Origin of the sequence: Saccharospirillum sp. (genome assembly GCF_040881935.1) — a bacterium.
Taxonomy (GTDB): domain Bacteria; phylum Pseudomonadota; class Gammaproteobacteria; order Pseudomonadales; family Natronospirillaceae; genus Saccharospirillum.
The window spans coordinates 24,790-50,345 of sequence record NZ_JBBECH010000046.1 but is presented as its reverse complement, the minus strand read 5'-3'; the positions used below and the strand labels follow the sequence as shown (position 1 = coordinate 50,345).

Sequence of the window (25,556 nt, the reverse complement as noted above, 5' to 3'; positions counted from 1 at the left end):
ATTACCAATAAGCTTAATCGGTTTAACCAATATGAAATTTACCCTACGCCAGCTACAGGTATTTTTGGCCACTGCCCATCATGAAAATATCAGCAAGGCCGCGACCAGCCTGAACATGTCTCAATCCGCGGCTTCGGGTTCATTAAAAGAACTGGAGTCGCTGTATTCTGTCCGGTTGTTTGAACGGGCTGGCAAACGTTTAAAGCTGAATGAACTGGGCCGACAGCTTTGGCCTCAGGCCGAAGCCTTACTCGCCCAGGCGCTGGAGATGGACCAGGCACTGGCACATCATCAGGATCTCGGCTTGCTAAAGGTCGGGGCGACGCTGACCATTGGCAATTACCTGGCTGTGGGGTTGATGGCGCAATTCAAGGCCCGCCAATCTTCAGCGCGGGTACAACTCAAGGTCGCCAATACGCAGGCCATTGTCGACCAGGTACTGAACTTTGAGCTTGATCTGGGCATGATCGAGGGCGAAATCAACCACCCCGATTTGGATATCCAGCGCTGGCGCAGCGATACCCTGATCGCGTTTTGCGCGCCAGATCACCCGCTCGCCCGTGTTCAAGCCCTGAACGACCAACACCTGCTAGACGCACACTGGATCGTGCGGGAAACCGGTTCCGGTACTCGCCAGACTTTCGAACGCGGCATGCATGGGCTCTGGTCGGATCTGGCCATTGAACTGGAACTGGAACACACCGAAGCGATCAAGCGTGCGGTTGAAGCAGGGTTGGGTGTCAGTTGCCTGTCGTACGTCTCGCTGCAGGAGGCGTTCAAACGCGGCACTCTGGTACCGCTGTCGATACCCCATCGGGATTTCAGCCGGGACTTCTATCTGGTATTGCACCGTCAGAAGTACCGAAGCCCGGGCATTCAGGCCTGGGTCGAACTGTGCCAGAAGGGAAATGACCGGGGATAATACCGCACCCGGTCAATAACGCCTGATTAAGGCCGCTCAAGGCACATGGCTGTGCCTTCCCCGCCACCGATGCACAGCGCGGCCATACCCTTCTTCCGATCCAGCCGGATCATGTTGTGCAGCAACGTCACCAAAATCCGGGCGCCAGAGCAACCCAGTGGATGGCCCAACGCACAGGCACCGCCGGTGACGTTGGTGATCTCCGGGCTCAGGCCAACCTCCTGCATGCCCAGCATGGTAACCATGGCAAAGGCTTCGTTGATTTCGGCTACTTCTATGTCTTCTGCTTTCCAGCCAGCCTGTTCCAACGCCTTGTTCATTGCACCTATCGGGGCGCAGGTGAAGGTGCTGGGTGCCTGGGCGTGGCTGGCGTAGCTTCGAATTACGGCCAGCGGTTTCAGACCCAACTGCTCGGCCTTGCTGCGGCTCATCAGCGTCAGTGCAGCGGCGCCATCGCTGATCGAGCTTGAATTGGCAGCGGTAATGGTGCCGTCTTTGGCAAAGGCCGGGCGCAATTGCGGAATTTTATCCGGGCGGGCCTGGCCGGGTTGTTCATCGTGCTCCACCAGGGTGTCGCCCTTACGTGAGCTGACGGTTACCGGCACGACTTCGGCTTTAAAGTAGCCCTGTTCTATCGCCGTCCGGGCCCGGCTTAAGCTGCGCAGGGCAAACTCGTCCATCGCTTCACGACTGATCTTGAATTCGTTCGCCGTGGTTTGGGCATGCACGCCCATGGCGTTACCGTCGTAGGCGTCTTCCAGTCCATCCAGAAACATATGGTCGTATACTTTTTGGTGGCCCATGCGATAGCCAGAACGCGCCTTGTCCATCAAATAAGGCGCATTGGTCATCGATTCCATGCCGCCGGCGATGGCGATCTCGATCTGGCCGGTGCGAATCTGGTCGGCGGCCATCATCACGGTTTTCATACCCGAACCACAGACCTTGTTGACGGTGGTCGCCGGTACCGACTCCGGCAAGCCGCCACCGAGGGCAGCCTGGCGCGCTGGTGCCTGGCCGAGGCCGGCGGGCAACACACAACCCATCAGCAATTCCTGGACCTGATCTGGCGTAACACCGGTGTCGCTCAGGTTGGCGGCGATGACAGCAGCACCCAACTTGGTGGCTGACAGGCCACTCAGTGCGCCCTGGAAGCCGCCCATTGGGGTGCGTTTGGCGGCGACGATTACAATTTCTGTGGTCATAGCGGAAATCCTCTTGTGGCGCGACGTTCGGTACCGGGTAAGAACAAGGGATTAATCAAATGCGCAGCCCCCCGTCCACTTCCAGAATTCGACCCGAATAGTAATCGTTCGTCAGAATAAATGTGACTGCCTGAGCGATATTGTCCGGCTGCCCTACCCGGTTCAGGGGTACAGACTGCTTGACACGCTCCAGCGCCTCCGGCTTCATGCTGCCGGTCATTTCGGTCTCGATGAAGCCTGGTGCAATGCCCGCAACCCGAATCCCATAACGCGCCAGCTCCTTGGCCCAGGTGACGGTCATCGCCGAGACACCGGCCTTGGCCGCACTGTAATTGGTTTGCCCCGTGTTACCGGCCTGCGAGATTGAGCTGATGTTAATGATGACCCCTTCCGTTTGCTCAGCCACCATCCAGGCGGCCGCCTCCCGTCCACATAAAAAGACACCTGTCAGGTTGACGTCTATCACCGCCTGCCACTGAGCCAGGCTCAGCGTCTGCACTTCTCCATCCTTTACCTTGACCAGCAAGCCGTCACGCAATATTCCGGCATTGTTTACCAGACCATCCAGCTGCGGTTCGTCCTGTTTCAGCTGTGAGAACAGAGCTTGCACCGAGGCTTCATCCGCGACATTGCAGGTGTAGCCGCGCGCGCTATAGCCCTGCGCTTTCAGATCTGCCGCTGCTTGCTCAACCAACGCCTGATCAATGTCGATCAGCGCCACCCGGGCGCCTGCTTGTGCCAGCGAGGTGGCCATTTGCAAGCCAAGGCCGCGGCCACCGCCAGTGATAGCCAGGTGTTTGCCCGCCAGAGTTTGAAGTGTCGTCATGGTAAATTCCTGTCAGTCATTAAACGTCGTGTTTATTGGGTATCCGCTGATGCCTGACCTGGGTCGGCCGTAATCAGCGGCGCCCCCGGCATCGGCCGGTAAAAGCGATCGATCAGATTCATCGGCACCGAGATCACACTGGGGTACAACCAGGCTGGCGATTTGTCTTTGTCGACCAGCAAGGCGCGTACGCCTTCCAGAAATTCTCGCTCGGCAACCGCATGGGCACCTACCATCAAGTCCTGATTCAGTACCTCTACCCGGCTGGCACCGCGCAACCGCCTGAAATGATGCCAGGTCAGGGCGACGCTCAGTGACGAGCCGGTTTGCCACTGGGAAGCAGCCTGTTTAAACGGGTCGAACTCAGCCTGTGCTATATGCTGCATCCAGTCGCTCACACTGGGCTCGGGCAAGGCATTCAGTGCCGTCCGCCAATCGTCGCGACGCCGGGTCACCGCATCGGCGGGTGCTGGGACGGTCCAGTCATCGGGTTCGCCGCCCGCCGCCAGCCAGTCTCTCAGTACCCCGGCCGCAGCCTCATCCAGACAAGCATCCGCATAACCCAGCGCTACGGCGTCATCGGCGGTTAAATGGATACCCGAACAACCAATCACCGTCCCAGCTCGCCAGTCTGGCTGTTGCAGGAAATGGGCGGCGCCGACATCGGGAAACAGACCAATCTGCAATTCGGGCATCGCTAAACGGGCGCTGGCATCGACCAGCCTGAGATTGCCACCGGCAAACAAGCCCCAGCCGCCACCCATGATAAGACCACGCCCCCACATCACGATCGGCTTGGGGCTGTGTTCGATCTTTGCATCTAACTGATATTCTGCCGAAAAATACCGGGTTGCCTCGGCACGCTGGACATCGGCCCGCTGATTCACCGCAGCCTGGTACAGGGCTTTAACATCCCCGCCAGCACAAAAAGCCCTGGATTCAGTACTTTGCAGCCAGATACTGGCCACCGCATCGTCGGCGAAGGCATCAGACAGGGCCTTATCCAGTGCCTCTATCAGATTCAGGTCCAGCGCATTCAGTGCTCTGGGCCGATGCAGGCTGATCACTCTCAGAGCGCCCTGTTGTTCTATTTGCAGGGGTGGAATGGGGGTCTCGTTCATCGGGTTACCTTAGCAATTGACGCTGTTGACCCGCCATCGTGCATTGGTACGACGTGCTTCTCAAGCTTCGGAGTTCGGATCGGCTGGCTGCATTGGTCCGCGCCAGCTACCGGGTGTGCTCCTGTGGGGTCGGCGTAGATCCTTCCATGGAGCCTAGACCGCAGCATCCCTGCTGCGGACTTCCCCACAGGAGCACACCCGATAGCCGCCGCTTGTCTCCTCAGCGAACTCCGACACTTGAGTTCTTTAAATCGCGCGCGTCCGAACGCCATGAATCCGCGTAATCTGTTACTCCCGGTCACTGATGTCGGCCTCAGGGGTTGGAAAAACAGAGTTGGCTGGTCAATACTGTGCGCTCCTGATGTTGACTGGCTTCCTGACGACACGGCATTTACCTAATAACCTAGAATAAGGAAACATCCATGAAATACCTCACTTGGTTGGGGCTTGCGATTGTGAGCCTGATTGGAACGGCCCAGGCCTGTGAACTGGATCGAAATGTGCGGCTCGCAGGCATGAGCTGGATGTCGAATCTGATGATGGTCGAGATTGAAAAAGCCATTCTGGAAGACGGTTACGGCTGCGAGGTTGTCGTTGAATCCGGTGACACCGTGCCGATGATCGCCGCTGTGGTGCGAGGAGATGTCGACCTGTACAACGAGCTATGGATCGACTCAGCCCCCCAGGACTGGGTTGACGCCAGCGAAGCTGGCAAGGTTGTGTCTCTGGGCGATGTTTATTCCGGCGGCGTCGAAAGCTGGTGGATTCCCCGCTACGTCGCAGACGCCAACCCGGGCCTGACATCGGTTTATGATCTGCCGGACTACAAAGAGCTATTCGAAGATCGTGAAGAACCGGGCATGGGCCGAATCTACAATTGCCCCGAGGGCTGGGTTTGTGGCGCCATCAACAATAACCTGCTGCAAGCGTTCGGCCTGGCGGACGACTACATTATGTTCTCACCGGGCAGCGGAGCGGCTCTGGACGCTGCCATCGCCTCATCCTATGCGCGGCAGCAGCCCTTTGTGACCTATTACTGGTCACCCACCGCGGTGCTGGGGAAATACGACATGGTCGAGCTTGAAATGCCCGCCTACAACCCGGAAGGCCACCGTTGCAACATGGATCCTGAGTGCGAATCACCGGTCGCCGGTGCCTTTCCCAAGGCCAGTATTCAAAAAACCATACCCACTGCGTTGCAGAACGATGCACCCGAAATCGCCGCCTTTTTCTCAGAAATCAACATCCCGACCAATGAGGTTAACAATCTGCTGGCCTGGGCTGATGAACAGGATGCCGAGCCCGATCAGGTCGCTGAGTATTTTCTGGCCAATTACGAATCGCTATGGACCCAATGGGTACCGGCGGACGTTGCTGATAAAGTAAAAGCAGCCCGTTAATCGCACACCACTGAGCGGCTTTTAGAACACCGGCCGCTCATATCCCTTCCCGCTGTAATCAAAGGACGCTTTCGTGGCCTTTCCCGAGATACTTGATGCACGTGCCCTGCGCCAGGGCATCGACGGTTTTGTTAATCAACTGGTGATCAATTACGCCGATGCACTGGAACGACTGAGCCAGCCACTGTTGGACTTCCTGGTTTTTGTGGAACAATTACTAAGGAATTCACCCTGGTATCTGGTGATCGCCGTCCTGGCGGTAATCGCCTGGTATGGCAGCCGTCGCTGGACGCTGGCTATCGGCGTCGTTTTGCTGATGCTGTTTATCGGTGTTATTGGACAGTGGGATCGCGGCATGCAAACCCTGGCACTGATGATCGTTGCCCTGATCATGTGTCTGATCGTGGGGCTGCCAGTAGGCGTGCTGATGTCACTGTCGGAGCGGTTCCGCAAAGTAGCACTGCCCATTCTGGATGTTATGCAGACCATGCCCAGCTTTGTTTACCTCATTCCAGTGGTGATGCTGTTTGGCCTCGGAAAAGTTCCCGCGCTGATCGCCACCATCGTTTATGCGGTGCCACCACTTATTCGTCTAACCGATCTGGGTATCCGCCTGGTTGATCATTCCGTCATGGAGGCGGCAACGGCCTTCGGTGCGACCCGACGCCAGAAACTGCTGGGTATTCAATTACCGCTGGCACTACCCAATATCATGGCCGGTATCAACCAGACCACCATGATGGCATTGTCGATGGTGGTCGTGGCATCGATGATTGGTGCACGCGGCCTTGGCCAGGAAGTTCTGGCTGGCATCAACCGGCTGGAAGTCGGTCGCGGGTTGCTGGCGGGTCTCGCCATTGTCGCCCTGGCCATTCTGTTTGATCGCGTTACCCAGGCGTATGGCAAACGTCTGCAATATCCTAAGCAGGGAGACCAATAATGGCCAAGATCGAAATTTCGGGTATCTACAAGATTTTTGGTCCACACCCGAAGCGTCATCTTGAGGCCGTCAGAAAGGGGTTGGCAAAAGAAGACTTGCTGGCCGACAACGGCCACACCCTGGGGTTGCAGGACGTCAACTTATCTATTGAAGAAGGCGAACTCTTTGTCATCATGGGGTTGTCGGGCTCCGGCAAGTCGACGCTGATCCGGCACATCAATCGCCTGATTGACCCGACCGCGGGCAGCATTCGCATCGACGGTGAGAACGTACTGAATCTGCGACAGGATGAACTGATTCAGTTACGCCGGCACAAGATGTCGATGGTGTTTCAACGCTTTGCCCTGTTCCCGCACAAAACCGTACTCGACAATGTGGCTTATGGTTTAACGGTGCAAGGCATCGACAAAAAGAATGCCCGAATTATTGCCACCGACTGGTTGGAGCAAGTTGGCTTGCAGGGTTTTGGTGACAAGCACCCCCATGAATTGTCGGGCGGTATGCAACAACGCGTCGGCCTGGCACGGGCACTGGCAACCAACCCGGATATCCTGTTGATGGACGAAGCATTTTCTGCACTCGACCCGCTGATTCGTAAAGAAATGCAGGATCTGCTGATGAAACTGCAGCAGCAGCTACACAAAACCATCGTATTTATCACCCACGATCTCGACGAAGCGTTGCGCCTGGGCAATCGTATCGCCATTCTTAAAGATGGCGCGCTGATCCAACAGGGAAACCCACAGGATATTCTGTTAACACCCCAGGATGAGTATGTCGCCGACTTTGTCAAAGACGTAAACCGGGGCAAGGTTCTCAATGCGCATCAGGTGTTGGCCAAACCAGTGGTGTCACTGACCATCGGTACGACCGTCGCCAAAGCACGGGAATGGATGATGCACCACGGTCATGATTATGCCACGGTGTTGGACGGTAAATTTCTGCAAGGCATTGTCACACTGAATGGCCTGCAATCGGCAACCGAAGAAACCATCGGTGAACGGGTGTCCCCGGTGACCAGCGTGCTGGAATCGGCCGATCTGGAAAGTCTGATGCCACAAATGATTCGCGACACAGCGCCCATTGCAGTCACCACGACCAAAGGTGAGTTTGTTGGCTGGATATCACGCAGCAAAGTAGTCCGACTGATCAGCCCTGCGCAACCAAGGCTCTGAATAAGCCACAACGAAACCTGGGGTCACGTCAATCCGCGAGCCATTTATACATTACGAACGAATCAATATAGCCATGCTCGGGATGTTTAAAGCCTCGTGGTAATACTCCGACTTTCCGGAAGCCCATTTTTTCCCACAGGGTTACGGCTACCCGGTTGGTAGACACTACCGAGTTGAATTGCATCGCCTTGTAACCCAGTTCAACAGCGCGTTGCTGGGAATGCTCGCACATCATCCTGGCCAGACCCTGCCCCCGTGCCGATAAACTAACCATGTACCCACAGTTACACACGTGGTTGCCCGGGCCTGCAGCATTGGCTTTAAGGTAATAAATCGCTTTGATCTTACCCTCCTGCTCCACCACCCAGGATTCATGCGGCGTTTCCACCCAGTCGCGCAGGCCTTGCTCCAAGGTCATGCCGGGGTCGAGCGCATAGGTTTCGCGGCGTTGCAGGATTTTGGAAAATACGGGCCAGAAAGCTTTAAAATCAGCTTCCTGCATGGGTCTGAGTACGCTCACGGCACATCCTCTTCACGGGCTTGAGAGTCGAGTTGAGTTCGCCATAGGCTCGCATAAACGCCATCGGCCGCCAAGAGTTTCGCATGGGTTCCACTTTCCACCACCTGCCCGCCCTGCATCACCACGATCACATCGGCATCGATCACCGTCGACAATCGATGCGCAATGACAATGCTGGTGCGGTTGCGCGACACCTCGTTCATCGCCGTCAGAATCGCCTGTTCGGCATGGGAATCCAGCGCCGAGGTGGCTTCATCGAACACCAGAATCGGCGGGTTTTTAAGCAACACCCGTGCTATGGCAATACGCTGCTTTTCACCACCCGATACCTTTAGCCCGCGCTCTCCGACCTGGGTTTGTTCCCGTTCTGGCAAGCTGTTAATGAAATCTTCCAGATGCGCCATGCGAATGGCTTGCCACACCGCCTCGTCCGGGGCATCGGGCTTGCCGTAGCGAACGTTATTGATCAAAGAATCGTTAAACAAGACGGTGTCTTGTGGGACCACACCAATTGCCTGGCGCAAACTGAATTGTGTGACCGAACGAATCGACTGCCCGTCAATGCGAATATCACCCGCCGACGGATCGTAAAACCGAAATAGCAGTCGACCGACGGTCGACTTACCCGCTCCACTACTGCCCACCAGGGCCACTTTCTGGCCAGCATCAATTTGCAGGCTAAAATCCTGGAGTATGGTGCGTCCGGCATGATAACCAAACGCCACGCGATCAAATACAATACGCCCCTCTGGTACAACCAACTCGGTTGCATCCGGCCGGTCGACGATGGCCGCCGGTCGCTTCAACAAACTGAACAGTTTTTCAATGTCAGTCAGTGCACGCCGAATCTCCCGGTATACGAAGCCGAGAAAATTCAATGGAATAAAGAGTTGAATCACATAGGCATTAACCATCACCAGATCGCCCAGGGTGATGGTACCGCTGACGACGTCCCGGGCAGCCAACCACATCATCATGGTTAGCGAGGCTGACACAATCAACGCCTGTCCGGTATTGAGCATCAACAGTGACATCCGGTTTTTAAGGCGGGCGTCTTCCCATTGTTTCAGGTTTTGGTCGTAATATTGGGCTTCCCAGGCTTCATTGCCAAAGTATTTAACCGTTTCATAATTCAACAGCGAATCAATGGCGCGAGTATTGGTCTGGCTGTCGAGCGTATTGGCCTCACGTACGAAACGGTTACGCCATTCGGTTATCACAACCGTGAAAAGCACAAAGACAACAACTGCAAATAAGGTAATCAGTGCAAACCAAACGTTAAAATTGATGATCAGGATGGCGGCAACCATCGACAGTTCCAGAATCGTCGGAACAATATTGAACACCAGAAAACGCAATAAGAAGTGGATGCCACTGGTGCCGCGTTCAATGTCCCGGCTTAACCCTCCGGTTTGACGACTCAGGTGATAGTCGAGCTCGAGTTGATGCAAGTGTTCAAACACTTCCAGCGAGGCGCGACGCATGGCCCGCTCAGTTACGCGCGAAAAGATGGCATCACGCAACTCACCAAAAGCCACCGAGGTAAACCGGAAAAATCCGTAAGCGAGCAAAAAAGCCAGCGGCACAGCAACGACTTGCGCCTGTTGCGAATCCAACCCATCGACAATGTGCTTCAACGCCCAGGGCATGGCAACGGCCACCCCTTTGGCAGCCACCAGAAACACCAGGGCGATCGCAACCCGGCCGCGATAGGCCCACAAGTAAGGCCAGATAGAACGCCCGATAAACCCAAGATCAAGATCAGAAACGGACTTGGGCGGAGTTTCCGCTGAACGCTTCTGCTTTTTACTAGACGCCATCTGACGATTTCCCTGTCGATCGTGTAGTTAACAGGCCATACCAGCCGAGTTGTTGCAGCAGCAGTGTCCAGTCGTCATTCAGGCCTGCGCTTAAGCACAGCCGTTCGCCCGACACCGGGTGTTCAACGGTTAATGACATGGCGCGTAACGCCAGCGATGCCATCACCAGATGCTGCTGTGCCCAATGATTGTGATGCCGGTCGCCGTAGCGCGTATCGCCTAAAATTGGGTGCCGCAGTGTTTTCAGATGACGCCGAATCTGATGCTTGCGACCGGTATCGGGCCTGCACTCAAGCAGACTTACCCGGGTTTTGGGATACCGGCTGACGGCCTGCCCGATCTCGGCAATCGCGAGACGGTCGAACCGGGTTTCGGCGGACTGTGCGGTTTTGTTTTGCTGTACCTTACGGTCAGACACGGCATCGGGCTCTTCAACCAGCGCCCGGGTACAATCGAAATGCTCAGCGGTAAAACCGCGTGCCAGCGCCCAGTACAGCTTCTCGATAGAACGGTTGGCAAACTGATTGGCCAAGTCGCGTGCCACGCCGGTTGTTTTACCAATCAACACCACACCCGAGGTGGGCCGATCCAGACGGTGAACGGTATGGACCGCCGCCCCGTCAAGATACTGTTTCACCCGGCCTGCCAGCGTATCGGTAGCCGAGCGATCAATCCAACTTGGGTGCATCAGCAGCCCGGCGGGTTTGTCGACCGCCAGCAGCCAGTTATCCTCATAGAGAATGCGCAATCGCTCAGCCATCTACATCATCGTCTTCAACCAACTCGGTCGTCACCGCCTCGCCACACACCCGACACTTACCTTCAATGAACAGTCGACCGTTCAGCGTATATTCAACCGGATCGGACATGCCCAGATCCACTTGCTGACAGCGATTACACCAGGTGTTCTCAAGGAATGCGCTTTGCTCTTCTGGGTCACGGTCGTAAAAATCGCGGAGTTGGCGTTCATCACTCATCAATCAGACTACCTTTGTTCGGTGCAAATGCGCCAGTATAGGGGATGCTCTGCCCGGTGTCCTGTGCCTCGGGCGCTGTGACCGTTATACTGCGCGCATTCACTGATAACGGAATCGAACCCGATGCATTTACCGGTTTTTATAGCCTTTGAAGTTACCGACGAAGACCAGGGTTACCCCTACGCGGTCGCCTGGAGCCTGAACAATGGCCAGTATAAAAGCGTCCTGTTAAAGCCTGAGGACGCCTGGCTGATCGATTGGGACAGTGGCCAGAACGCGGCCGGTGCCCCACCCCTGCAAGATCTGCTCGATCGTGGCGAAACCGTGCTGGATGTCATCAAGGAGTGGGCTGAAGACCTGAACGACGGTGAAGTCTACAGCGAAGATCCGGCACTGGCTGAATACTGCTTCAATATGATGTACGACGCTTATGACAAAGAGGTCGCAGCGGAGATTATTCCAGTCAATGAGCTGTTCACCGACATCGACCCGATGGATCTGGACGATCAGCGTCGCTGGATCATGGACACCGAAGGCTTGATGGCAGTGCAAGCGGAAGACGCGGTACAGACCTTTATCCACCTTTATGCACAGGTGAACGGCATCGAGCCAGAGCCCGAAGACGACGAGTCACAGTCCGACGATGACACGTCGCACCCGGCCAATGATGACGAAGAGCTCTGAGGTCAGAGACCCAGTTCAGATTTCACAAACGGAATCGTGAGCCGCCGTTGCTGCGCGAGTGAACCCTGGTCGAGCCGCTCGAACGCCTCGACCAGGGAGGTCATGGAGCGCGCCGTCCGGTTAATCAGAAAAGCCGCAACGTCAGTTTCCATGGTTAGCCCCCGGCGCCGCGCCTTCCAGATCAGCCAGTCGGTTTTCTGCTCGTCGGTCAGCGGCTGTATGTGAAAGGTTAACCCCCAACTAAGCCGTGACGCCAGATCGGGCAAGGTGATGGCCGGTTTCAATGGGCTGGTGTGACTGGTGACCAGCAGCACGCGGCCACTGTCGCGCATCCGGTTGAATAGATGAAACAGAGCTTCTTCCCATTCGGGGTGTCCGGCAATGCTGTCGATATCATCCAGCGCCAACACGGCCATTTGATCCAGCCCCTCCAGCGCCTCGGGACCGTGGTCCACACAGTCGGCCAAGGGCAGATAGAGGCTCTCCAGCCCCTGTGTTTGCAGATCGTGGACACTGGCCTGCAGCAGATGCGTCAGGCCTGAGCCGCTGGCGCCCCACAGGTAGATCAGAGTTTCGTCCAGTCGTGCCAGCGCATGACGCAGGGCGCCCAGGGTTTGAGCATTGTCACCGGGCAGGTAATCGTCGAAAACAGCGTCTTCCCGAAAGGTCACGCTCAGGGGCAGTTGTTGAATCGCCACTTAGGGTCTCCTGGCGGCCGACAAGGCGCAGGCCCTTGCCGGGGTATTAACATCAGTTAGGGATGGCAGAGCTCTGACCAGGTTCATCATTGCCAGCGATACACCAGCTCGTTATCCAGCTGGGTTTCCAGCGTTAACTCTTCAACCGGCACAATACGGCGGTCCAACGCCAGTACGTCGCGCAGTTGATTGCGGTCACCGCTGATCTCGAGATCAAATTGCACCGAATCGGCCGCGACCTGGCGCAACGTAACCTGGGTGACGACGTTCAGTGATTCCAGGTACCGCTCCACCGCGGCCAGCGTCGACAACTCAATTATGTTGTTCACCCGCAGGGCCAGTTGCCCGACCATGGCCGGGTCTCGCAAGACCGCATACTGATCCGCTATCCGATCCGATAATTCATCGGCTAAGCGTTGCATCAGTTCCGCTTCGGTTGCCCCGACGACCTGCAGCCGCTCCCGGGTGTCGCGCATCAGAAACACCACGTCTGCCTGGTACCCGTTGCCCTGCTGTGCCAGTCGGCCGACGGCGATGGCATCACTCGGGTAGCGTTCCGAGGCGGCTTCTATATCGCCGGTAAACAAGCCATACACATCGGTAAAGGAAACATTCAGCGTATCGGTCAGATCCATAATCGGCAGTACGACCGGAAGACCCCGATTATCCAGCCGGTTATTCAGCGCCACGGCCAGAGTGTGATTATCACCATCAGTCAGTATTCGATCTCGCCCTTGCAGGCGATCGGCCAGCCACAACAACACCTCCGGTCGGCGTGTCCCCCAGACCGGCAGGCGCTGATTGACCAGCCACTGCTCAATGGACTGCTGGTCAAACTGCATCACCATGCGTTTGGTCGGCACCGACTCTCCGAGGACATTGGTCAGCAGGGCGTCGCTCGTCTGGAAGCGAAATGTCGACAGATAGTCGGAGGCATTGCGCAGTAGGGGTTCTGTCCGCTCCTGGCTCACAATGTCCGCTTCGCCGGTTGCCCGGATCAGCACCCGCAGCAGGGCTTCGCGAACCGCTTCATTCTGATCCTGGTCGGAGGCATTCTGGGCAAGAATGGCCGAATCGGCGTAGACATCCACCGTCCGGGCCGCCCAGACAGGCAGTGACAGCAACAACAGACACGCAAGAGAGACAGTTCGAAAAAGCATAAGTCCGGCTTCTATTATGTGATGATCGACTATTGTGACAGAGCCCGCCGCGAAAATCAGGTCGCCGCACCGATATTATTGTGCAAAGCCACGGTCATTTCCTGACCGAACAGACAAGCTGATTCCCGGCACAGCTCCTGCTATAATCCGCGCGCCCAAGAAGGCTCTGGCCATGATCGTGTCGTCCCCCGCCGCAAGGTAATGGCCAGATCCTTCTTTCTATCCGAATTGTCGCTATGGAGCCAGTGATGTCAGACGCGCCCAAACCCCTGAGTTACAAAGACGCCGGTGTTGATATCAACGCTGGCAATGAATTGGTGGACCGCATCAAAGACACCGTCAAGCGCACCCGACGCCCAGAAGTCATGGGCGGGCTGGGCGGCTTTGGCGCCCTGTGTCGCATTCCCAGCCACTATAAAAAGCCCGTGCTGGTCTCCGGCACCGACGGGGTGGGCACCAAGCTGAAACTGGCCATGGAACTGAACCGTCACGATACCATCGGCATCGATCTGGTCGCCATGTGCGTGAACGACCTGATCGTCTGCGGTGCAGAACCGCTGTTCTTTCTCGATTACTACGCCACTGGCAAACTGTCGGTCGATATCGCGACCCGTGTGGTTCAGGGCATTGGTGAAGGGTGTCACCAGGCGAACTGCTCACTGGTCGGTGGCGAGACCGCTGAGATGCCCGGCATGTACCAAGGCGATGATTACGACCTGGCTGGCTTTTGCACCGGCGTTGTTGAGGAAGACAACATTATTGATGGCATCCGGGTACGCGTTGGTGACAGCGTCATTGGCCTGCCCTCCTCCGGCCCACATTCCAACGGTTATTCGCTGATCCGTAAAGTCATCGAAGTTTCCGATGCGGATTTGCAACAACCCATGGGTGACACCACCCTGGCTGATGCCCTGATGGCCCCAACCCGGATATACGTAAAATCGGTTCTGCGGTTGCTGGCCAACCAGTCCGTGCACGCCATCTCACACATCACCGGCGGTGGTTTTTATGAAAACCTGCCAAGGGTGGTACCCGACTCGCTGGCGATTCGCCTGAATGCCCACAGCTGGACCCAGCCACCGGTATTCAACTGGCTGAAAAAAGCCGGCAACATCGATGCTCATGAAATGTACCGCACCTTCAACTGTGGCATCGGTCTGGTGCTGGTCGTACCTGCCAGTGAACAGGAAGATATCCTCAGTCAGCTGAAAGCCAGCGGCGAAAACCCGGTGGTTATGGGGCAGGTTGAACAGCGTACTGGCGACGCTGTCATTATCGACGGAGTCTAGGCGTGTCCCGCATCGTTGTACTGATCAGTGGTGGTGGCTCCAATCTGCAATCACTGCTTGATCAGTGCCAGTCCGGAACACTGAATGCCGAGATTGTCGCGGTGATATCAAACCGCCCCGACGCCTTTGGTCTGTCAAGAGCGCGTCAGGCTGGCGTAAAAGCACTGACCCTGGATCACAAAGGCTTTGCCAATCGTGCGGACTTCGACCGCTCTCTGGCCGACCTGATTGACGATCAGCGGCCCGATCTCGTCGTGCTGGCCGGGTTCATGCGCATTCTCACCGACGATTTCGTCAACCGCTTCCTCGGCCGCATGATCAACATCCACCCGTCATTGCTGCCCCGGTATCCAGGTCTGAATACCCATCAGCGCGCACTGGATGCAGGCGACCCGGCGGGCGGGGCAACGGTGCATTTTGTGACCACCCAACTCGATGGTGGCCCGGCCATAGCCCAGGTTGAAGTGCCCATAGACGCTGCAGATGACGCCGTCTCCCTCGCCAAAAAGGTACTGACCCAGGAACACAAGCTTTACCCGGTGGTTGTCGACTGGTTTGTAAGCGGGCGACTCCAACTTGACCGGAACCAGGCGGTATTCGACGGCACACCTCTTCCCAAAAGCGGTCGTCTGCTGGATACTGCCACGCTATGAATCGATTGCTCACCCATCTAATCCTGTTAATTCTGTCCTCAGCCGCATTCGCCGAGGGCATGACGCCGTTCACCGCCGAAATGGAAGCGATTCGCCATGGTGCCATCGACATTAAGGCACAGGGTACGTTGCAATTGCGGGAAACCGCGACCGATCAATGGCACTACCGCCTCAGCACAGACGGCAGAACCTTATCGTTGCGCGAAGAAAGCTGGCTGACGGTTACAGACAACCAGATCCGACCCACGCGTTACGAATTCGAAAGTAAATTATTCTGGGTTAAAACCACCAAATCGCTGCGTTTCGACCACGACAACAGACGTGTGACCGGGCGCGTGGAAAAAGACCGTGTCGACGAACGTTTTGCGGCCCCCATCTACGATGCCCTGGGCTATCAACTCGCGTTGCAACAGGCTCTGGCTAACGGTGAAGAATCGATCACCCTGAACGTTTTGCGTCACAAGCAACCGGATGACATGTCCTTCCGCATCATTGGCGAAGAAATGCTGCGACTGCCCCAGGGTGCAATTTACACCTGGATCATCGAGCAAACCGAGCCGGTCAGCCGCGATGAACGCAAGCTGATCTGGATCGCTCCCGGCCTGGCCTACACACCGATGCGATTCGGCCGTTACGAAGACGGTGACCTGAAAGAGGAAATCCGGGTATTATCATTGCAGCTGGATGGCCAGCCGGTTGATTTCAGCCAGTAGTGACCCTGGCTGGCATCGCTGCGTTGGTGCTACAGCACGCCCGGTATGGAGGGTTACCCACTGACCGGCACAGGGAGGCTTGTACCATGAAAGTAGCTGTATTCAGCAGTAAACCCTACGACATTCAATTCTTCACTCGAGCCACACAATCCCATCACCAGTTCACCTTTCTTGAGCCTCATCTGAACGCCCGGACAGCAGCACTCAGTCAGGGCCACGATGCAGTCTGTTGCTTTGTTAATGACACGGTCGACCGGCCAACACTTGAACAGCTGCACCAGCACGGCATATCCCTGGTCGCCTTGCGCTGTGCCGGCTTTAACAATGTGGATCTGGCGGCCGCCGTTGAACTGGGAATCACCGTTGCCCGAGTGCCCGAGTATTCTCCCTTCGCCGTGGCCGAACACGCCGTAGCACTGATCCTGGGACTCAACCGTAATTCCCACCGTGCTTACAACCGGGTTAGGGAAAACGACTACAGCCTGCACGGTCTGCTCGGCTTCGATGTGCATGGAAAAACGGTCGGCGTTATTGGCACCGGTAAGATCGGCCAGGCGTTCATTCGCATCATGCGCGGCTTCGGCTGCCGGGTTATCTGCTATGATCCCTACCCTAGTGAGGCTGCGGTGACCGCCGGCGCTGAATATGTCGAGCTGGATGATCTCTGGGCGCACAGCGATATCATTTCCCTGCACTGCCCGCTGGTTGGCTCGACCCGGCACATCATCAACAAAGACACTCTGGCGAAAATGAAGCATGGGGTGATGGTCATCAACACCAGCCGGGGCGCATTGATCAACACCAGCGATGTGATCACCTCACTCAAAACCGGCGCTGTTGGCTACCTGGGGCTGGATGTTTACGAAGAAGAAGCCGACCTCTTCTTTGAAGATAATTCCGATGACATTCTGCGCGACGATGTGTTCGCCCGCCTGCTGACCTTTCGCAATGTGTTAATCACCGGCCACCAGGCGTTCTTCACCAAAGAAGCTCTGGAAGCCATTACTGCTGTCACGCTGGCCAACCTGGATGCCTTTGAGCGCTCGGACCTGGAAGCGCTGCATCAGGTATTGCCGCTGGCCTGAGCCAGTATAAACATGAAACTGTTTTCGCGGTGGACATGATCCAAACCTAAACGTTCAGACATAAAAAAACCCGTCATTTGACGGGTTTTTTTTAACCGTTCAGTCTTAAGCCAGTTTGGCTTTAGCCTGTTCGGTCAGTGCAGCAAAAGCGACTTTATCGTGAACCGCCAGATCCGCCAGGATCTTACGATCAATTTCGATGGTTGCTTTCTTCAAGCCATTGATGAATTTGCTGTAAGACAGACCATTCACCCGAGCTTCGGCATTGATACGAGCGATCCACAAGGCGCGGAACTGACGCTTACGCTGACGACGGTCGCGATACGCGTATTGACCTGCCTTGATGACCGCTTGCTTGGCAACCCGGAAGACTCGTGAACGAGCACCGTAATAGCCTTTAGCCTGGTCCAATACCTTCTTGTGGCGACGACGGGCCACTACACCACGTTTAACACGTGCCATATTTCTTTCCTCCTAATCCTGTTTTTCAGCCTGCTGCTTTTCAACGAGTTGCTATTCAACCAGTTACTATTCAACCAGATGTAACAGCAAGGCCAGACCTTAAATGTAGGGCAGCATGCGCTTGACCAGCGCTACATCGGACTCAGCAATAAGCTGGGTGCCGCGCAGGTGACGCTTACGCTTGGTGCTCTTCTTGGTCAGGATGTGGCTGCGGAAAGACTGCTTGTGCTTAAAGCCGTTTGCCGTCTTCTTAAAGCGCTTGGCAGCGCCAGAATTGCTCTTGATCTTAGGCATTTTCAATCTCCCGATCTACTTCCAATAACCGTGTCACATCCCGTCTGATGTCTGGTAACCCCGACATCGGGAGCTAACGGTTGCCATGTCGCTCAGTGATGCCTAGACACCCCGAACCCCTTTAACGATGGTCTAACCGGCCAAAAGCCATTCAACCCACCATAAAAAACGACGGCTCTAAGCCGTCGCCGCGCGCAGGATACCAGACCCTGCCGGAATAACCAGCCGTAAAGCTGATTATTCCTTAAAACGCCTTATTTCTTCTTGATCGGCGCCATAACCATGGTCAGCTGACGGCCTTCCATCTTGGGGCGCTGCTCAACGGTCGCCAGATATTCAAGATCTGTTGCGACGCGGGCCAGTAGCTCCATACCGAGTTCCTGGTGAGCCATTTCACGACCCCGGAAGCGCAACGTGACCTTGGTCTTGTCGCCATGCTCCAGAAAACGAGTCAGATTACGCAGCTTGACGTTGTAGTCACCAATGTCGGTGTTCGGCCGGAATTTGACTTCCTTGACTTGCACCTGAACCTGGTTTTTCTTGGCGACTGCCTTGGCTTTTTTCTCTTCATAGAGTTTTTTGCCAAGATCCATGATCTTACAGACCACAGGATCGCCGTTTGAAATCTGCACCAGCTCAAGGCCTTCCTGCTCCGCTTTCTGCAGAGCCTCTTGCAAGGGAACTACTCCGATTTGCTCACCGCCGGAACCGATTAGCCGGACTTCGTCCGCCTTGATCTGCTCATTTACGACATGACGGTTAGCCGCCGCTTTTGCACCTTTCGCGTTGCGTTTTATAACTCACTCTCCATTTCTACCAGACGGCCTTTTCGGGCGTTATCCGCGCTGAGTATCTCGATGAACGCGTCAATTGACATGACACCAAGATCTTTGCCCTCTCGGGTGCGGACCGCTACGGCCTCGTTTTCGACTTCCTTATCACCAATAACCAGTAAATAAGGAACTCGCTGAATTGTATGCTCGCGGATTTTAAAGCCGATCTTCTCATTTCTCAAGTCGGCTTTGGCTCTAAACCCTTCAGAAATCAAGCGATTTTGCACTTTTTGTACGAAATCGGCCTGAGCATCGGTGATGTTACACACCATCGCCTGAACCGGTGCCAACCAGGGCGGCATCGCTCCGGCGTGCTGCTCGATCAGAATTCCGATAAAACGTTCAAAGCTGCCAAGTGTCGCCCGATGCAACATCACCGGGGTCTGACGGTCGCCATGCTCATCCACGTATTGAGCGTCCAGGCGTCCCGGCATTGAGAAATCGACCTGAATGGTACCACACTGCCACATCCGACCGAGACTGTCTTTCAACGTAAACTCTACTTTCGGGCCGTAAAAGGCGCCCTCGCCCGGCAACAGCGACCAGGGTTTGCCGTAGGCATCGAGTGCCGATGCCAGCGCCTGTTCCGCGCGATCCCAGTCTTCATCGTTACCGACACGCTTTTCAGGGCGGGTCGACAATTTAAGAATGACGTCGTCGAAGCCGAAGTCGTAATACACTTCGTTCAGCATCTCGATGAACTTGGCCACTTCTGATTGAATCTGGGATTCGGCGCAGAAGATGTGGCCGTCGTCCTGGGTAAACCCGCGCACGCGCATGATGCCGTGCAAGGCGCCCGAGGCCTCGTTACGGTGGCAACTGCCAAATTCGGCCAGCCGCAGAGGCAAGTCACGATAGCTTTTCAGTCCCTGATTGAACACCTGAATGTGGCAGGGGCAGTTCATCGGTTTAACCGCGTTGTCCCGTGCTTCACTGTGGGTGGTGAACATATCGTCACCAAACTTGTCCCAATGGCCCGACTTTTCCCACAGAGACCGGTCGACGATCTGCGGCGTCTTGATCTCCTGATAACCGTGCTCGCGCTGCTTCTCGCGCATGTACTGCTCAATCACCTGATACAGGGTCCAGCCGTTAGCGTGCCAGAACACCATGCCCGGTGCTTCTTCCTGCAAATGAAACAGGTCAAGCTTTTTGCCAATTTTACGGTGATCGCGCTTGGCCGCTTCTTCGAGAAAATGCAGGTGGGCTTTCAGTTGCTTCTTGTCTGCCCAGGCGGTGCCGTAAATGCGCTGCAGCTGGGCGTTGTTGCTGTCGCCACGCCAATAAGCACCGGAGACACGCATCAGTTTGAAATGGTGGCAAAACTTCATATTCGGCACGTGCGGACCGCGACACATGTCGATGTATTCTTCATGGTGGTACAAGCCTGGTTTGTCATCCCGGGCAACGTTCTGCTCCAGAATTTCCAGTTTGTAGGGCTCATTGCGCGCCTTGAACGCGTCCACCGCTTCCTGCCAGCTCACTTTGTGACGCACCACCTGATAATTGGTTTTGGCCAGATCCAGCATGCGCTTTTCCAGTGCGCCCAGATCTTCCTCGGTCAGGCGGTGCTCCATGTCTATGTCGTAGTAAAAGCCGTTTTCAATGGTCGGGCCAATCGCCATACGAGCATCCGGCCACAGTTGTTTGACCGCATGACCGAGCAAGTGCGCACAGGAGTGACGAATAATTTCCAGACCGTCTTCATCTTTCGGTGTGATAATCTCAACCGCTGCATCCTGGCTGACGACATCAACCAAATCCACGCGGGCACCGTCGATGCGACCGGCAACGGCATTCTTGGCCAGACCAGGGCCAATGTCTTCGGCGATTTGCAAAATACTGACGGGCTGCTCAAACGAACGTTGGGAACCGTCTGGAAGGGTAATAACAGGCATTGCGGTGCTCCTTCAGTGGTGACCCCTACCATGGGCCACGTGTTGGATGTCGATGCCACCCGGAGGGTGATCAGGACACATTACTTGGAACTCAAGTCTCGGAGTTCATACTAACTGAGTGCCAGGTGCCGGGTGTGTGTGTCTATCCGGGGGAGTCCGCAACATGGATGTTGCGGTCTAGGCCCCATGGACGGGTATACGCCGACCCCGGATGGGCACACCCGGTGCCTGGCACGGACTCCTGGCAATACAATGGAACTTGAGTTGGTTGAACCTGTTAACAGGCATCACACCCGGACCTACCCCTACCAAGGGACCGTATCCGAACAGGCGGCACGCGCCGCCAACCTGCCAACAGAGCGCGGCAGTTTACCGTAAAGCGAGAGCAGGTTCATACCTTTCAGTGCGCGACGCCCTGGGATCCGTCTGCCGGGTTTACCGAACATTGACCGGGAAGTGCACATTTACTTCACGATTCATGCGTAAAATTCGAGTCAATATCACCAATTACACGAAGTGGGATTTTGGGCATGTGGAAAAAAGCCGTGGTCGTAGTGACCCTGTTAGCCATTGGTCTCACCGGCTATCGCTGGATGAATGCGCCGCAGGAGACGGCGGCGAACGAGCAACGCCGTGGAAATGCGGCCATGTCGATGCGCGCGGGCATTACCGGATCGCGCTGGGGGCGCGCCGGTGTCGACAGTTCAGCCATTCAGGTGGAAGCCCTGGACGTCGCCAGAGTACTCAATGCACCCCAGATTCCGTTGCTCGGCACCGTCCAGGCCAAGCGTCAGGAAACCGTTACCGCGCCCCAGGCAGGTCGTGTCACCGATATTCTGGTCCGCTCTGGCGACTCCGTGGCGGCTGGTGAGCCCCTGCTACGCCTGGAAGCAGAGGCCGTCAACTGGGCGCTGCGTCAGCAGCAGGCCACCATTGAGCAACAACAGGCTGGTATCCGCATTGCCGAGCGACAACACGAACTCAATCAGGAAGCGCTGGTTATTGCCGAACGGGATCTGGCGCGGGAACAAAACCTGCTGCAGCAAGGCTTCTCCAATGAAACCAATGTCGCCGCCGCCCGTCAGACCTGGCGCAATGCACAACTGGCGGTGGCCAATTACGACGATGAAGCCGCCCAGCGACAATCGCAACTGGAGCAGGCGCTGATTGAACTGGAACAGGTACGCGACCAGCAACAGGACCTGACCCCGACCGCGCCATTCAGTGCCGACGTGGTCTCGATCGATACCGCCGCCCAGGTTCGGGTGGATGCCGGAGAAAATCTGTTAAGCCTGGTCGACCGGTCCTCCCTCTTTGTACGCACCCAGGTACCCTTGCGCATTTACAGAAGCATTGTCGGCACCGACATCGAAGCCAGCGCCTGGCTGAACGGCACCGCCTACCCGGTTACGCTGGACAACCTGGCGGCAACATCCAATACCGGATCGGTGGATCTGACGCTGAACCTCCCTCAGGACATACCGGTACTGATCAATGAAACGCTGGAACTCAGCCTGACTCTGCCTGCGGTGGAGAGTTTTGCCATCCCTCAGGATGCGGTCTACTACGGTGACCAGGTTTACCAGATCAGCGAAGGCGTGCTGCAGGCCCTACCCATCACCATTCTTGGCTACCAGCAGCGCGACGGCGAACAATGGGCACTGATTGACAGTGAGGAGCTGGGGCCGGAAGCGACCATACTGACCACGCGACTGTCGCAACCCACCAATGGCACGCCGGTCAGGGTGCTTAACGCCGGCACCTCAGCAGCGATCACCACCGGAGCAAATAACTGATGAATGGCTTCTACGCGAAACTGCTGGACCATCGTCTGGCGGCCAATCTGCTGATGATGGTGGTCATCGGCGCGGGTATCTGGGGCCTGCAACAGGTTCGCTCACAGTTGTTCCCCGATACGGAATTGCCCCTGGTACGGGCCAGCATCGACTGGCCAAATGCCGATGCCGACGCCGTGCGCACCGGCATCGCGGAACCGCTCGATCGCGCCATACAGGATTCCCGGCGTTTTGATTTCGTGCGCTCCACCGCCCGCGAAGGCGGCGTCAGTCTGTTCGCCCGAGTCTCCGACAACTACAGCGCCAATGAAGGGCTTACCGCTCTGGAAGAAGCCATCGAGGGGCTCGATTTACCCGATGGCGCCGAAGTCAGAGACGTCGAAGCCATCGAACTCACCGAGCCCGTTGCCAGTGTTCTGATATACGGCGATGTGCAACGCAGTGAACTTACCGCCCTCGGCTATAAAGCGCGTCAGTCGTTACTGAACCGCGGAATGGCCACCGTTGAACTCGATGGTGTCCCGGGCCGGGAGCGGGTCATTACCATTGATCTGGCCGCTCTGAACTCACTGGGCATTACCCTTAATACGCTGGCCAGCCGCCTCAGTACCCAGTTTTCAGTCTCAACCGCAGGCTCGGTCACGGTCGGTGAGAACACCACGGCCCTGGTGACCGACGCACCGGACTGGACGGTGTCGGCCTTGCAGGATGCCATCGTGGCGCAGAATGCCGACGGCGGTGTGGTAAGGCTGTCGCAGGTCGCCACCGTGGAAGAACGTTTCGATTCAGCTGATATTTTACGTTACCAGGGGTTGCCCGCCATCAAGCTCGAGATCGAACGTGTCGCTGGCGAAGACACACTGGAGAACGCAGCAATACTGGACCAGTGGATGGACGATTTTGCGCTTGAACTGCCCTACGGTGTTGGCTTTCATGCCTACAACGAAGTCTGGCGGGTGGTCGAGGCCCAGTTGAACCTGGTGCTGACCAATGGCATCGGCGGCATGATTCTGGTCATTCTGGTGTTGTTTATCTTCTTGCGTACGCGCCTGGCCGTCTGGGTGGCCGCCGGTATTCCCATTTCGTTTATGGGCACCCTGGCCTTCATGGGGTATACCGACACCACCATCAACACCATCAGCCTGTTCGGCTTCATCATTGCCATTGGTATCATCGTCGACGACGCCATTGTCGTGGCCGAAGACACCGCCGCTCTGGAATCCGAAGGGTTGGCCCCGCGCGAAGCCGCCAAGACGGCCGCGCTGCGCATGATGCCGGCCGTCGTTGCATCGAGCCTGACCACCATTGCAGCCTTCTTACCGCTAATGCTCATTGGCGGCACCTTCGGCAACTTTCTAATCGACATTCCCATCGTCGTCACCGCCGCCATCGTGGCCTCACTGGTCGAATGCTTCATCATTTTGCCCGGACACCTGGGCCACCACAAACGCATGCGCAAGCCCAGCGCCTGGCGGGCGGGTTTTGACAATGGCTTCGGGCGGTTTCGCGACGGGCCCTTTCGCTCCCTGGTCGCGTTGTCTATTCGCAATGGTGCGATCTTTATCGCCGCGCTGGCGATGATCAGTCTGATCGCTCTGGGCGCGGTCACCAGTGGAAAAATCGCGTTCGAGGCGTCGCCGTCTCTGGATCAGCCGACCATGAGCGTCTCGCTCGACCTGCTCGATGGCACCAGTCTCGCCCAGGCCGAACAGGCACTGGATGAACTCGAAGCCGTGGTTCAGGCCATCGACTCAGACGTCGGTGGCGGCCTGATCGACACCATAGTGCATGAATACAACCAACTGGATGAACCGAGTCGTGTGGAGTTGAACATTTCGCTTACCAGCGACACCGACCGTGCCCTGTCCAACGCCGAAATTCTGCAACGGGTTCAGCAGAACTATGAACTGCCAAGCATCGTGCGCAGTTTTTCAACCGGCCGCTCGTTTCGCGGCCCGGGTGGTGGTGGTGACCTGTCAATCAGACTGGAAGGCAACGACATCGACCAGCTCAAAGAGGCGTCCCTGTTACTGCAGGCACAACTGCAAACCCTGCCTGACCTGACCGATGTAACCGATGACCTACCCTTCGATGCCCAGCAATACCAGCTGACACGCACCCGCGCCGCTGAAGCAGCGGCGATCGAAATCAGCGATGTGGCACGCCAGGTATCGTCACAGCTATCCGGGCTTGAGCTGTACACTGTGGAAACCGGTTTTGAACAAATTCCGGTTCGGCTGCAACTGGAAGACCGACAGCGTGAAAGTGAAAGCTGGTTGCAGTCATTGCCGATTCAGTTGAGCGATGGTACCAGCCTCCCCCTCGGCAGCCTGGTCGACTTTTCCTATCAGAAGGGCCTCGACCGAATCAGTGCGCGCAATGGCGTGTTGTCAGTCACCGTCTCTGGAAGCTACAGCGGCGATCAGCTATCGGATCTGTACGCGGTGCTGGAATCTGACATTATGCCGATCGTGACCTCTCAGTTTCCGGTCGATTACGCCATCGAAGGCCAGGCTGAGGAGCTGGAGGCTTTCTTCAGTGACACCCTGATGTCGGTGCTGATTTCGATCATCCTGATCTACTTCATTCTGGCCTGGGTATTCGAATCCTGGCTGTGGCCTTTCGCCGTGCTGATCACCGTCCCGTTCGGGCTGATCGGCGCGGTGGCCGGTCACTGGATCATGGACATGCCGCTCTCGACGATATCCATATTCGGATTGATTGGCCTGTCCGGCATTGTCATTAACGATTCGATTATTCTGGTGGCTGTATTCCGCCGCCTGCACGCCCAGGGCCAGTCGCTGTACGACGCGACACTGGCCGCGGCAACATCGCGCCTGCGTCCGGTAATTCTGACTTCAGTCACCACCATGGCCGGCCTGTCACCGCTGCTGTTTGAAACCAGCATCGATGCCGCCCTGCTCAAACCCATCGCTGTGGGGCTGGTGTTCGGCCTCGGCTTTGGCACTCTGCTGATACTACTAATGGTGCCCGTTCTACTCTACAAGATTGGCCAACTGACCGACTGGGCCAGTCGCCGCAGCGACGACCCAACAACAACCCGGGCGATAGAGGTTTGATGCTG

24 protein-coding genes are annotated in these 25,556 nt (G+C 56.5%); 11 read left to right on the top strand and 13 right to left on the bottom strand.

Annotated features, from left to right (window positions below; all coding sequences use genetic code 11):
- Positions 1-31 precede the first annotated feature (31 nt).
- Positions 32-922, top strand: coding sequence for a LysR substrate-binding domain-containing protein (locus WEB54_RS07565; RefSeq protein ID WP_368054692.1), 891 nt, complete (start codon positions 32-34; stop codon positions 920-922).
- Between the two features lie 26 nt (positions 923-948).
- Here the strand turns inward: WEB54_RS07565 and WEB54_RS07560 are convergent, their stop codons facing one another.
- Genes WEB54_RS07560 through WEB54_RS07550 form a run of 3 tightly spaced genes read right to left on the bottom strand, consistent with a single transcriptional unit; the run spans position 949 to position 4,074 of the window.
- Positions 949-2,127, bottom strand: a complete 1,179-nt coding sequence (locus WEB54_RS07560) for an acetyl-CoA C-acyltransferase (protein WP_368054690.1) — start codon at positions 2,125-2,127, stop codon at positions 949-951.
- A 55-nt stretch (positions 2,128-2,182) separates the two neighbouring features.
- The gene (locus tag WEB54_RS07555; protein WP_368054689.1) at positions 2,183-2,953 is read right to left on the bottom strand and encodes an SDR family oxidoreductase; all 771 of its coding nucleotides are present in this window, start codon (positions 2,951-2,953) and stop codon (positions 2,183-2,185) included.
- A 32-nt stretch (positions 2,954-2,985) separates the two neighbouring features.
- Positions 2,986-4,074 (bottom strand): enoyl-CoA hydratase/isomerase family protein, encoded by a 1,089-nt coding sequence (locus WEB54_RS07550; protein WP_368054687.1) that lies wholly within the window; start codon positions 4,072-4,074, stop codon positions 2,986-2,988.
- A 422-nt stretch (positions 4,075-4,496) separates the two neighbouring features.
- On the opposite strand from WEB54_RS07550, the gene WEB54_RS07545 reads away from it, so the two are divergent.
- The 3 genes from WEB54_RS07545 to WEB54_RS07535 all read left to right on the top strand — a co-directional run bounded on the left by WEB54_RS07545 (position 4,497) and on the right by WEB54_RS07535 (position 7,589).
- Positions 4,497-5,474, top strand: a complete 978-nt coding sequence (locus WEB54_RS07545) for an ABC transporter substrate-binding protein (protein WP_368054685.1) — start codon at positions 4,497-4,499, stop codon at positions 5,472-5,474.
- Between the two features lie 73 nt (positions 5,475-5,547).
- On the top strand, positions 5,548-6,414 hold the full coding sequence (locus WEB54_RS07540; RefSeq protein ID WP_368054683.1) for an ABC transporter permease: 867 nt from the start codon (positions 5,548-5,550) through the stop codon (positions 6,412-6,414).
- Positions 6,414-7,589 carry a glycine betaine/L-proline ABC transporter ATP-binding protein gene (locus WEB54_RS07535; protein WP_368054681.1) on the top strand — a complete coding sequence of 392 codons (1,176 nt, stop codon included), beginning with the start codon at positions 6,414-6,416 and terminating at the stop codon, positions 7,587-7,589. Before WEB54_RS07540 ends, WEB54_RS07535 begins: the two co-directional genes overlap by 1 nt.
- 28 nt (positions 7,590-7,617) lie before the next feature.
- Here the strand turns inward: WEB54_RS07535 and WEB54_RS07530 are convergent, their stop codons facing one another.
- Genes WEB54_RS07530 through WEB54_RS07515 form a run of 4 tightly spaced genes read right to left on the bottom strand, consistent with a single transcriptional unit; the run spans position 7,618 to position 10,906 of the window.
- On the bottom strand, positions 7,618-8,109 hold the full coding sequence (locus tag WEB54_RS07530; RefSeq protein ID WP_368054680.1) for an N-acetyltransferase family protein: 492 nt from the start codon (positions 8,107-8,109) through the stop codon (positions 7,618-7,620).
- Positions 8,106-9,929: an ABC transporter ATP-binding protein/permease gene (locus WEB54_RS07525; RefSeq protein ID WP_368054678.1), complete on the bottom strand. Its 1,824-nt coding sequence runs from the start codon at positions 9,927-9,929 to the stop codon at positions 8,106-8,108. Before WEB54_RS07525 ends, WEB54_RS07530 begins: the two co-directional genes overlap by 4 nt.
- Positions 9,919-10,689: a pseudouridine synthase gene (locus WEB54_RS07520; protein ID WP_368054676.1), complete on the bottom strand. Its 771-nt coding sequence runs from the start codon at positions 10,687-10,689 to the stop codon at positions 9,919-9,921. Before WEB54_RS07520 ends, WEB54_RS07525 begins: the two co-directional genes overlap by 11 nt.
- Complete coding sequence (locus tag WEB54_RS07515) at positions 10,682-10,906, bottom strand: hypothetical protein (protein WP_368054674.1); 225 nt, start codon at positions 10,904-10,906, stop codon at positions 10,682-10,684. Before WEB54_RS07515 ends, WEB54_RS07520 begins: the two co-directional genes overlap by 8 nt.
- Before the next feature lie 123 nt (positions 10,907-11,029).
- Here WEB54_RS07515 and WEB54_RS07510 point away from each other — a divergent pair, with 123 nt between their 5' ends.
- Positions 11,030-11,590 carry a hypothetical protein gene (locus WEB54_RS07510; RefSeq protein WP_368054672.1) on the top strand — a complete coding sequence of 187 codons (561 nt, stop codon included), beginning with the start codon at positions 11,030-11,032 and terminating at the stop codon, positions 11,588-11,590.
- Positions 11,591-11,592: 2 nt separating this feature from the next.
- On the opposite strand, the gene hda is transcribed toward WEB54_RS07510, so the two are convergent.
- Both hda and WEB54_RS07500 read right to left on the bottom strand, forming a co-directional pair.
- A complete protein-coding gene (hda, locus tag WEB54_RS07505; RefSeq protein ID WP_368054670.1) occupies positions 11,593-12,288 on the bottom strand; it encodes a DnaA regulatory inactivator Hda in 696 nt (231 codons plus the stop codon).
- 86 nt (positions 12,289-12,374) lie between these two features.
- Positions 12,375-13,448: a DUF2066 domain-containing protein gene (locus WEB54_RS07500; RefSeq protein ID WP_368054668.1), complete on the bottom strand. Its 1,074-nt coding sequence runs from the start codon at positions 13,446-13,448 to the stop codon at positions 12,375-12,377.
- A 248-nt stretch (positions 13,449-13,696) separates the two neighbouring features.
- Here WEB54_RS07500 and purM point away from each other — a divergent pair, with 248 nt between their 5' ends.
- The 4 genes from purM to WEB54_RS07480 all read left to right on the top strand — a co-directional run bounded on the left by purM (position 13,697) and on the right by WEB54_RS07480 (position 17,188).
- Positions 13,697-14,737 carry a phosphoribosylformylglycinamidine cyclo-ligase gene (gene purM / locus WEB54_RS07495; protein ID WP_368054666.1) on the top strand — a complete coding sequence of 347 codons (1,041 nt, stop codon included), beginning with the start codon at positions 13,697-13,699 and terminating at the stop codon, positions 14,735-14,737.
- A 2-nt stretch (positions 14,738-14,739) separates the two neighbouring features.
- Positions 14,740-15,390: a phosphoribosylglycinamide formyltransferase gene (gene purN / locus WEB54_RS07490; protein ID WP_368054664.1), complete on the top strand. Its 651-nt coding sequence runs from the start codon at positions 14,740-14,742 to the stop codon at positions 15,388-15,390.
- Positions 15,387-16,103 (top strand): DUF3108 domain-containing protein, encoded by a 717-nt coding sequence (locus tag WEB54_RS07485; protein WP_368054662.1) that lies wholly within the window; start codon positions 15,387-15,389, stop codon positions 16,101-16,103. Before purN ends, WEB54_RS07485 begins: the two co-directional genes overlap by 4 nt.
- Positions 16,104-16,189: 86 nt before the next feature.
- Positions 16,190-17,188, top strand: a complete 999-nt coding sequence (locus tag WEB54_RS07480) for a 2-hydroxyacid dehydrogenase (protein ID WP_368054660.1) — start codon at positions 16,190-16,192, stop codon at positions 17,186-17,188.
- A gap of 105 nt (positions 17,189-17,293) precedes the next feature.
- Here WEB54_RS07480 and rplT read toward each other — a convergent pair whose 3' ends face one another.
- From rplT to thrS, 4 genes are all read right to left on the bottom strand, one after another.
- Positions 17,294-17,650: a 50S ribosomal protein L20 gene (rplT, locus tag WEB54_RS07475; RefSeq protein ID WP_368054658.1), complete on the bottom strand. Its 357-nt coding sequence runs from the start codon at positions 17,648-17,650 to the stop codon at positions 17,294-17,296.
- Between the two features lie 99 nt (positions 17,651-17,749).
- The gene (rpmI, locus tag WEB54_RS07470; protein WP_368054657.1) at positions 17,750-17,944 is read right to left on the bottom strand and encodes a 50S ribosomal protein L35; all 195 of its coding nucleotides are present in this window, start codon (positions 17,942-17,944) and stop codon (positions 17,750-17,752) included.
- 254 nt (positions 17,945-18,198) lie between these two features.
- Positions 18,199-18,741, bottom strand: a complete 543-nt coding sequence (gene infC / locus WEB54_RS07465) for a translation initiation factor IF-3 (RefSeq protein ID WP_368054784.1) — start codon at positions 18,739-18,741, stop codon at positions 18,199-18,201.
- Positions 18,738-20,675, bottom strand: a complete 1,938-nt coding sequence (gene thrS, locus WEB54_RS07460) for a threonine--tRNA ligase (protein ID WP_368054656.1) — start codon at positions 20,673-20,675, stop codon at positions 18,738-18,740. The genes infC and thrS overlap by 4 nt, the downstream gene beginning before the upstream one ends.
- Before the next feature lie 530 nt (positions 20,676-21,205).
- Here thrS and WEB54_RS07455 point away from each other — a divergent pair.
- On the top strand, positions 21,206-22,471 hold the full coding sequence (locus tag WEB54_RS07455; protein WP_368054654.1) for an efflux RND transporter periplasmic adaptor subunit: 1,266 nt from the start codon (positions 21,206-21,208) through the stop codon (positions 22,469-22,471).
- Positions 22,471-25,551, top strand: a complete 3,081-nt coding sequence (locus WEB54_RS07450) for an efflux RND transporter permease subunit (RefSeq protein ID WP_368054652.1) — start codon at positions 22,471-22,473, stop codon at positions 25,549-25,551. The genes WEB54_RS07455 and WEB54_RS07450 overlap by 1 nt, the downstream gene beginning before the upstream one ends.
- Positions 25,552-25,556 lie beyond the last annotated feature (5 nt).

Excerpts from the sequence above, each read along its gene's own strand:
- WEB54_RS07565 (WP_368054692.1), top strand. The coding sequence starts at position 32 with ATGAAATTTACCCTACGCCAGCTACAGGTATTTTTGGCCACTGCCCAT.
- WEB54_RS07560 (WP_368054690.1), bottom strand. The coding sequence starts at position 2,127 with ATGACCACAGAAATTGTAATCGTCGCCGCCAAACGCACCCCAATGGGC.
- WEB54_RS07555 (WP_368054689.1), bottom strand. The coding sequence starts at position 2,953 with ATGACGACACTTCAAACTCTGGCGGGCAAACACCTGGCTATCACTGGC.
- WEB54_RS07550 (WP_368054687.1), bottom strand. The coding sequence starts at position 4,074 with ATGAACGAGACCCCCATTCCACCCCTGCAAATAGAACAACAGGGCGCT.
- WEB54_RS07545 (WP_368054685.1), top strand. The coding sequence starts at position 4,497 with ATGAAATACCTCACTTGGTTGGGGCTTGCGATTGTGAGCCTGATTGGA.
- WEB54_RS07535 (WP_368054681.1), top strand. The coding sequence starts at position 6,414 with ATGGCCAAGATCGAAATTTCGGGTATCTACAAGATTTTTGGTCCACAC.
- WEB54_RS07525 (WP_368054678.1), bottom strand. The coding sequence starts at position 9,929 with ATGGCGTCTAGTAAAAAGCAGAAGCGTTCAGCGGAAACTCCGCCCAAG.
- WEB54_RS07520 (WP_368054676.1), bottom strand. The coding sequence starts at position 10,689 with ATGGCTGAGCGATTGCGCATTCTCTATGAGGATAACTGGCTGCTGGCG.
- WEB54_RS07515 (WP_368054674.1), bottom strand. The coding sequence starts at position 10,906 with ATGAGTGATGAACGCCAACTCCGCGATTTTTACGACCGTGACCCAGAA.
- WEB54_RS07510 (WP_368054672.1), top strand. The coding sequence starts at position 11,030 with ATGCATTTACCGGTTTTTATAGCCTTTGAAGTTACCGACGAAGACCAG.
- WEB54_RS07500 (WP_368054668.1), bottom strand. The coding sequence starts at position 13,448 with ATGCTTTTTCGAACTGTCTCTCTTGCGTGTCTGTTGTTGCTGTCACTG.
- purM (WP_368054666.1), top strand. The coding sequence starts at position 13,697 with ATGTCAGACGCGCCCAAACCCCTGAGTTACAAAGACGCCGGTGTTGAT.
- WEB54_RS07485 (WP_368054662.1), top strand. The coding sequence starts at position 15,387 with ATGAATCGATTGCTCACCCATCTAATCCTGTTAATTCTGTCCTCAGCC.
- WEB54_RS07480 (WP_368054660.1), top strand. The coding sequence starts at position 16,190 with ATGAAAGTAGCTGTATTCAGCAGTAAACCCTACGACATTCAATTCTTC.
- rplT (WP_368054658.1), bottom strand. The coding sequence starts at position 17,650 with ATGGCACGTGTTAAACGTGGTGTAGTGGCCCGTCGTCGCCACAAGAAG.
- rpmI (WP_368054657.1), bottom strand. The coding sequence starts at position 17,944 with ATGCCTAAGATCAAGAGCAATTCTGGCGCTGCCAAGCGCTTTAAGAAG.
- thrS (WP_368054656.1), bottom strand. The coding sequence starts at position 20,675 with ATGCCTGTTATTACCCTTCCAGACGGTTCCCAACGTTCGTTTGAGCAG.
- WEB54_RS07455 (WP_368054654.1), top strand. The coding sequence starts at position 21,206 with ATGTGGAAAAAAGCCGTGGTCGTAGTGACCCTGTTAGCCATTGGTCTC.
- WEB54_RS07450 (WP_368054652.1), top strand. The coding sequence starts at position 22,471 with ATGAATGGCTTCTACGCGAAACTGCTGGACCATCGTCTGGCGGCCAAT.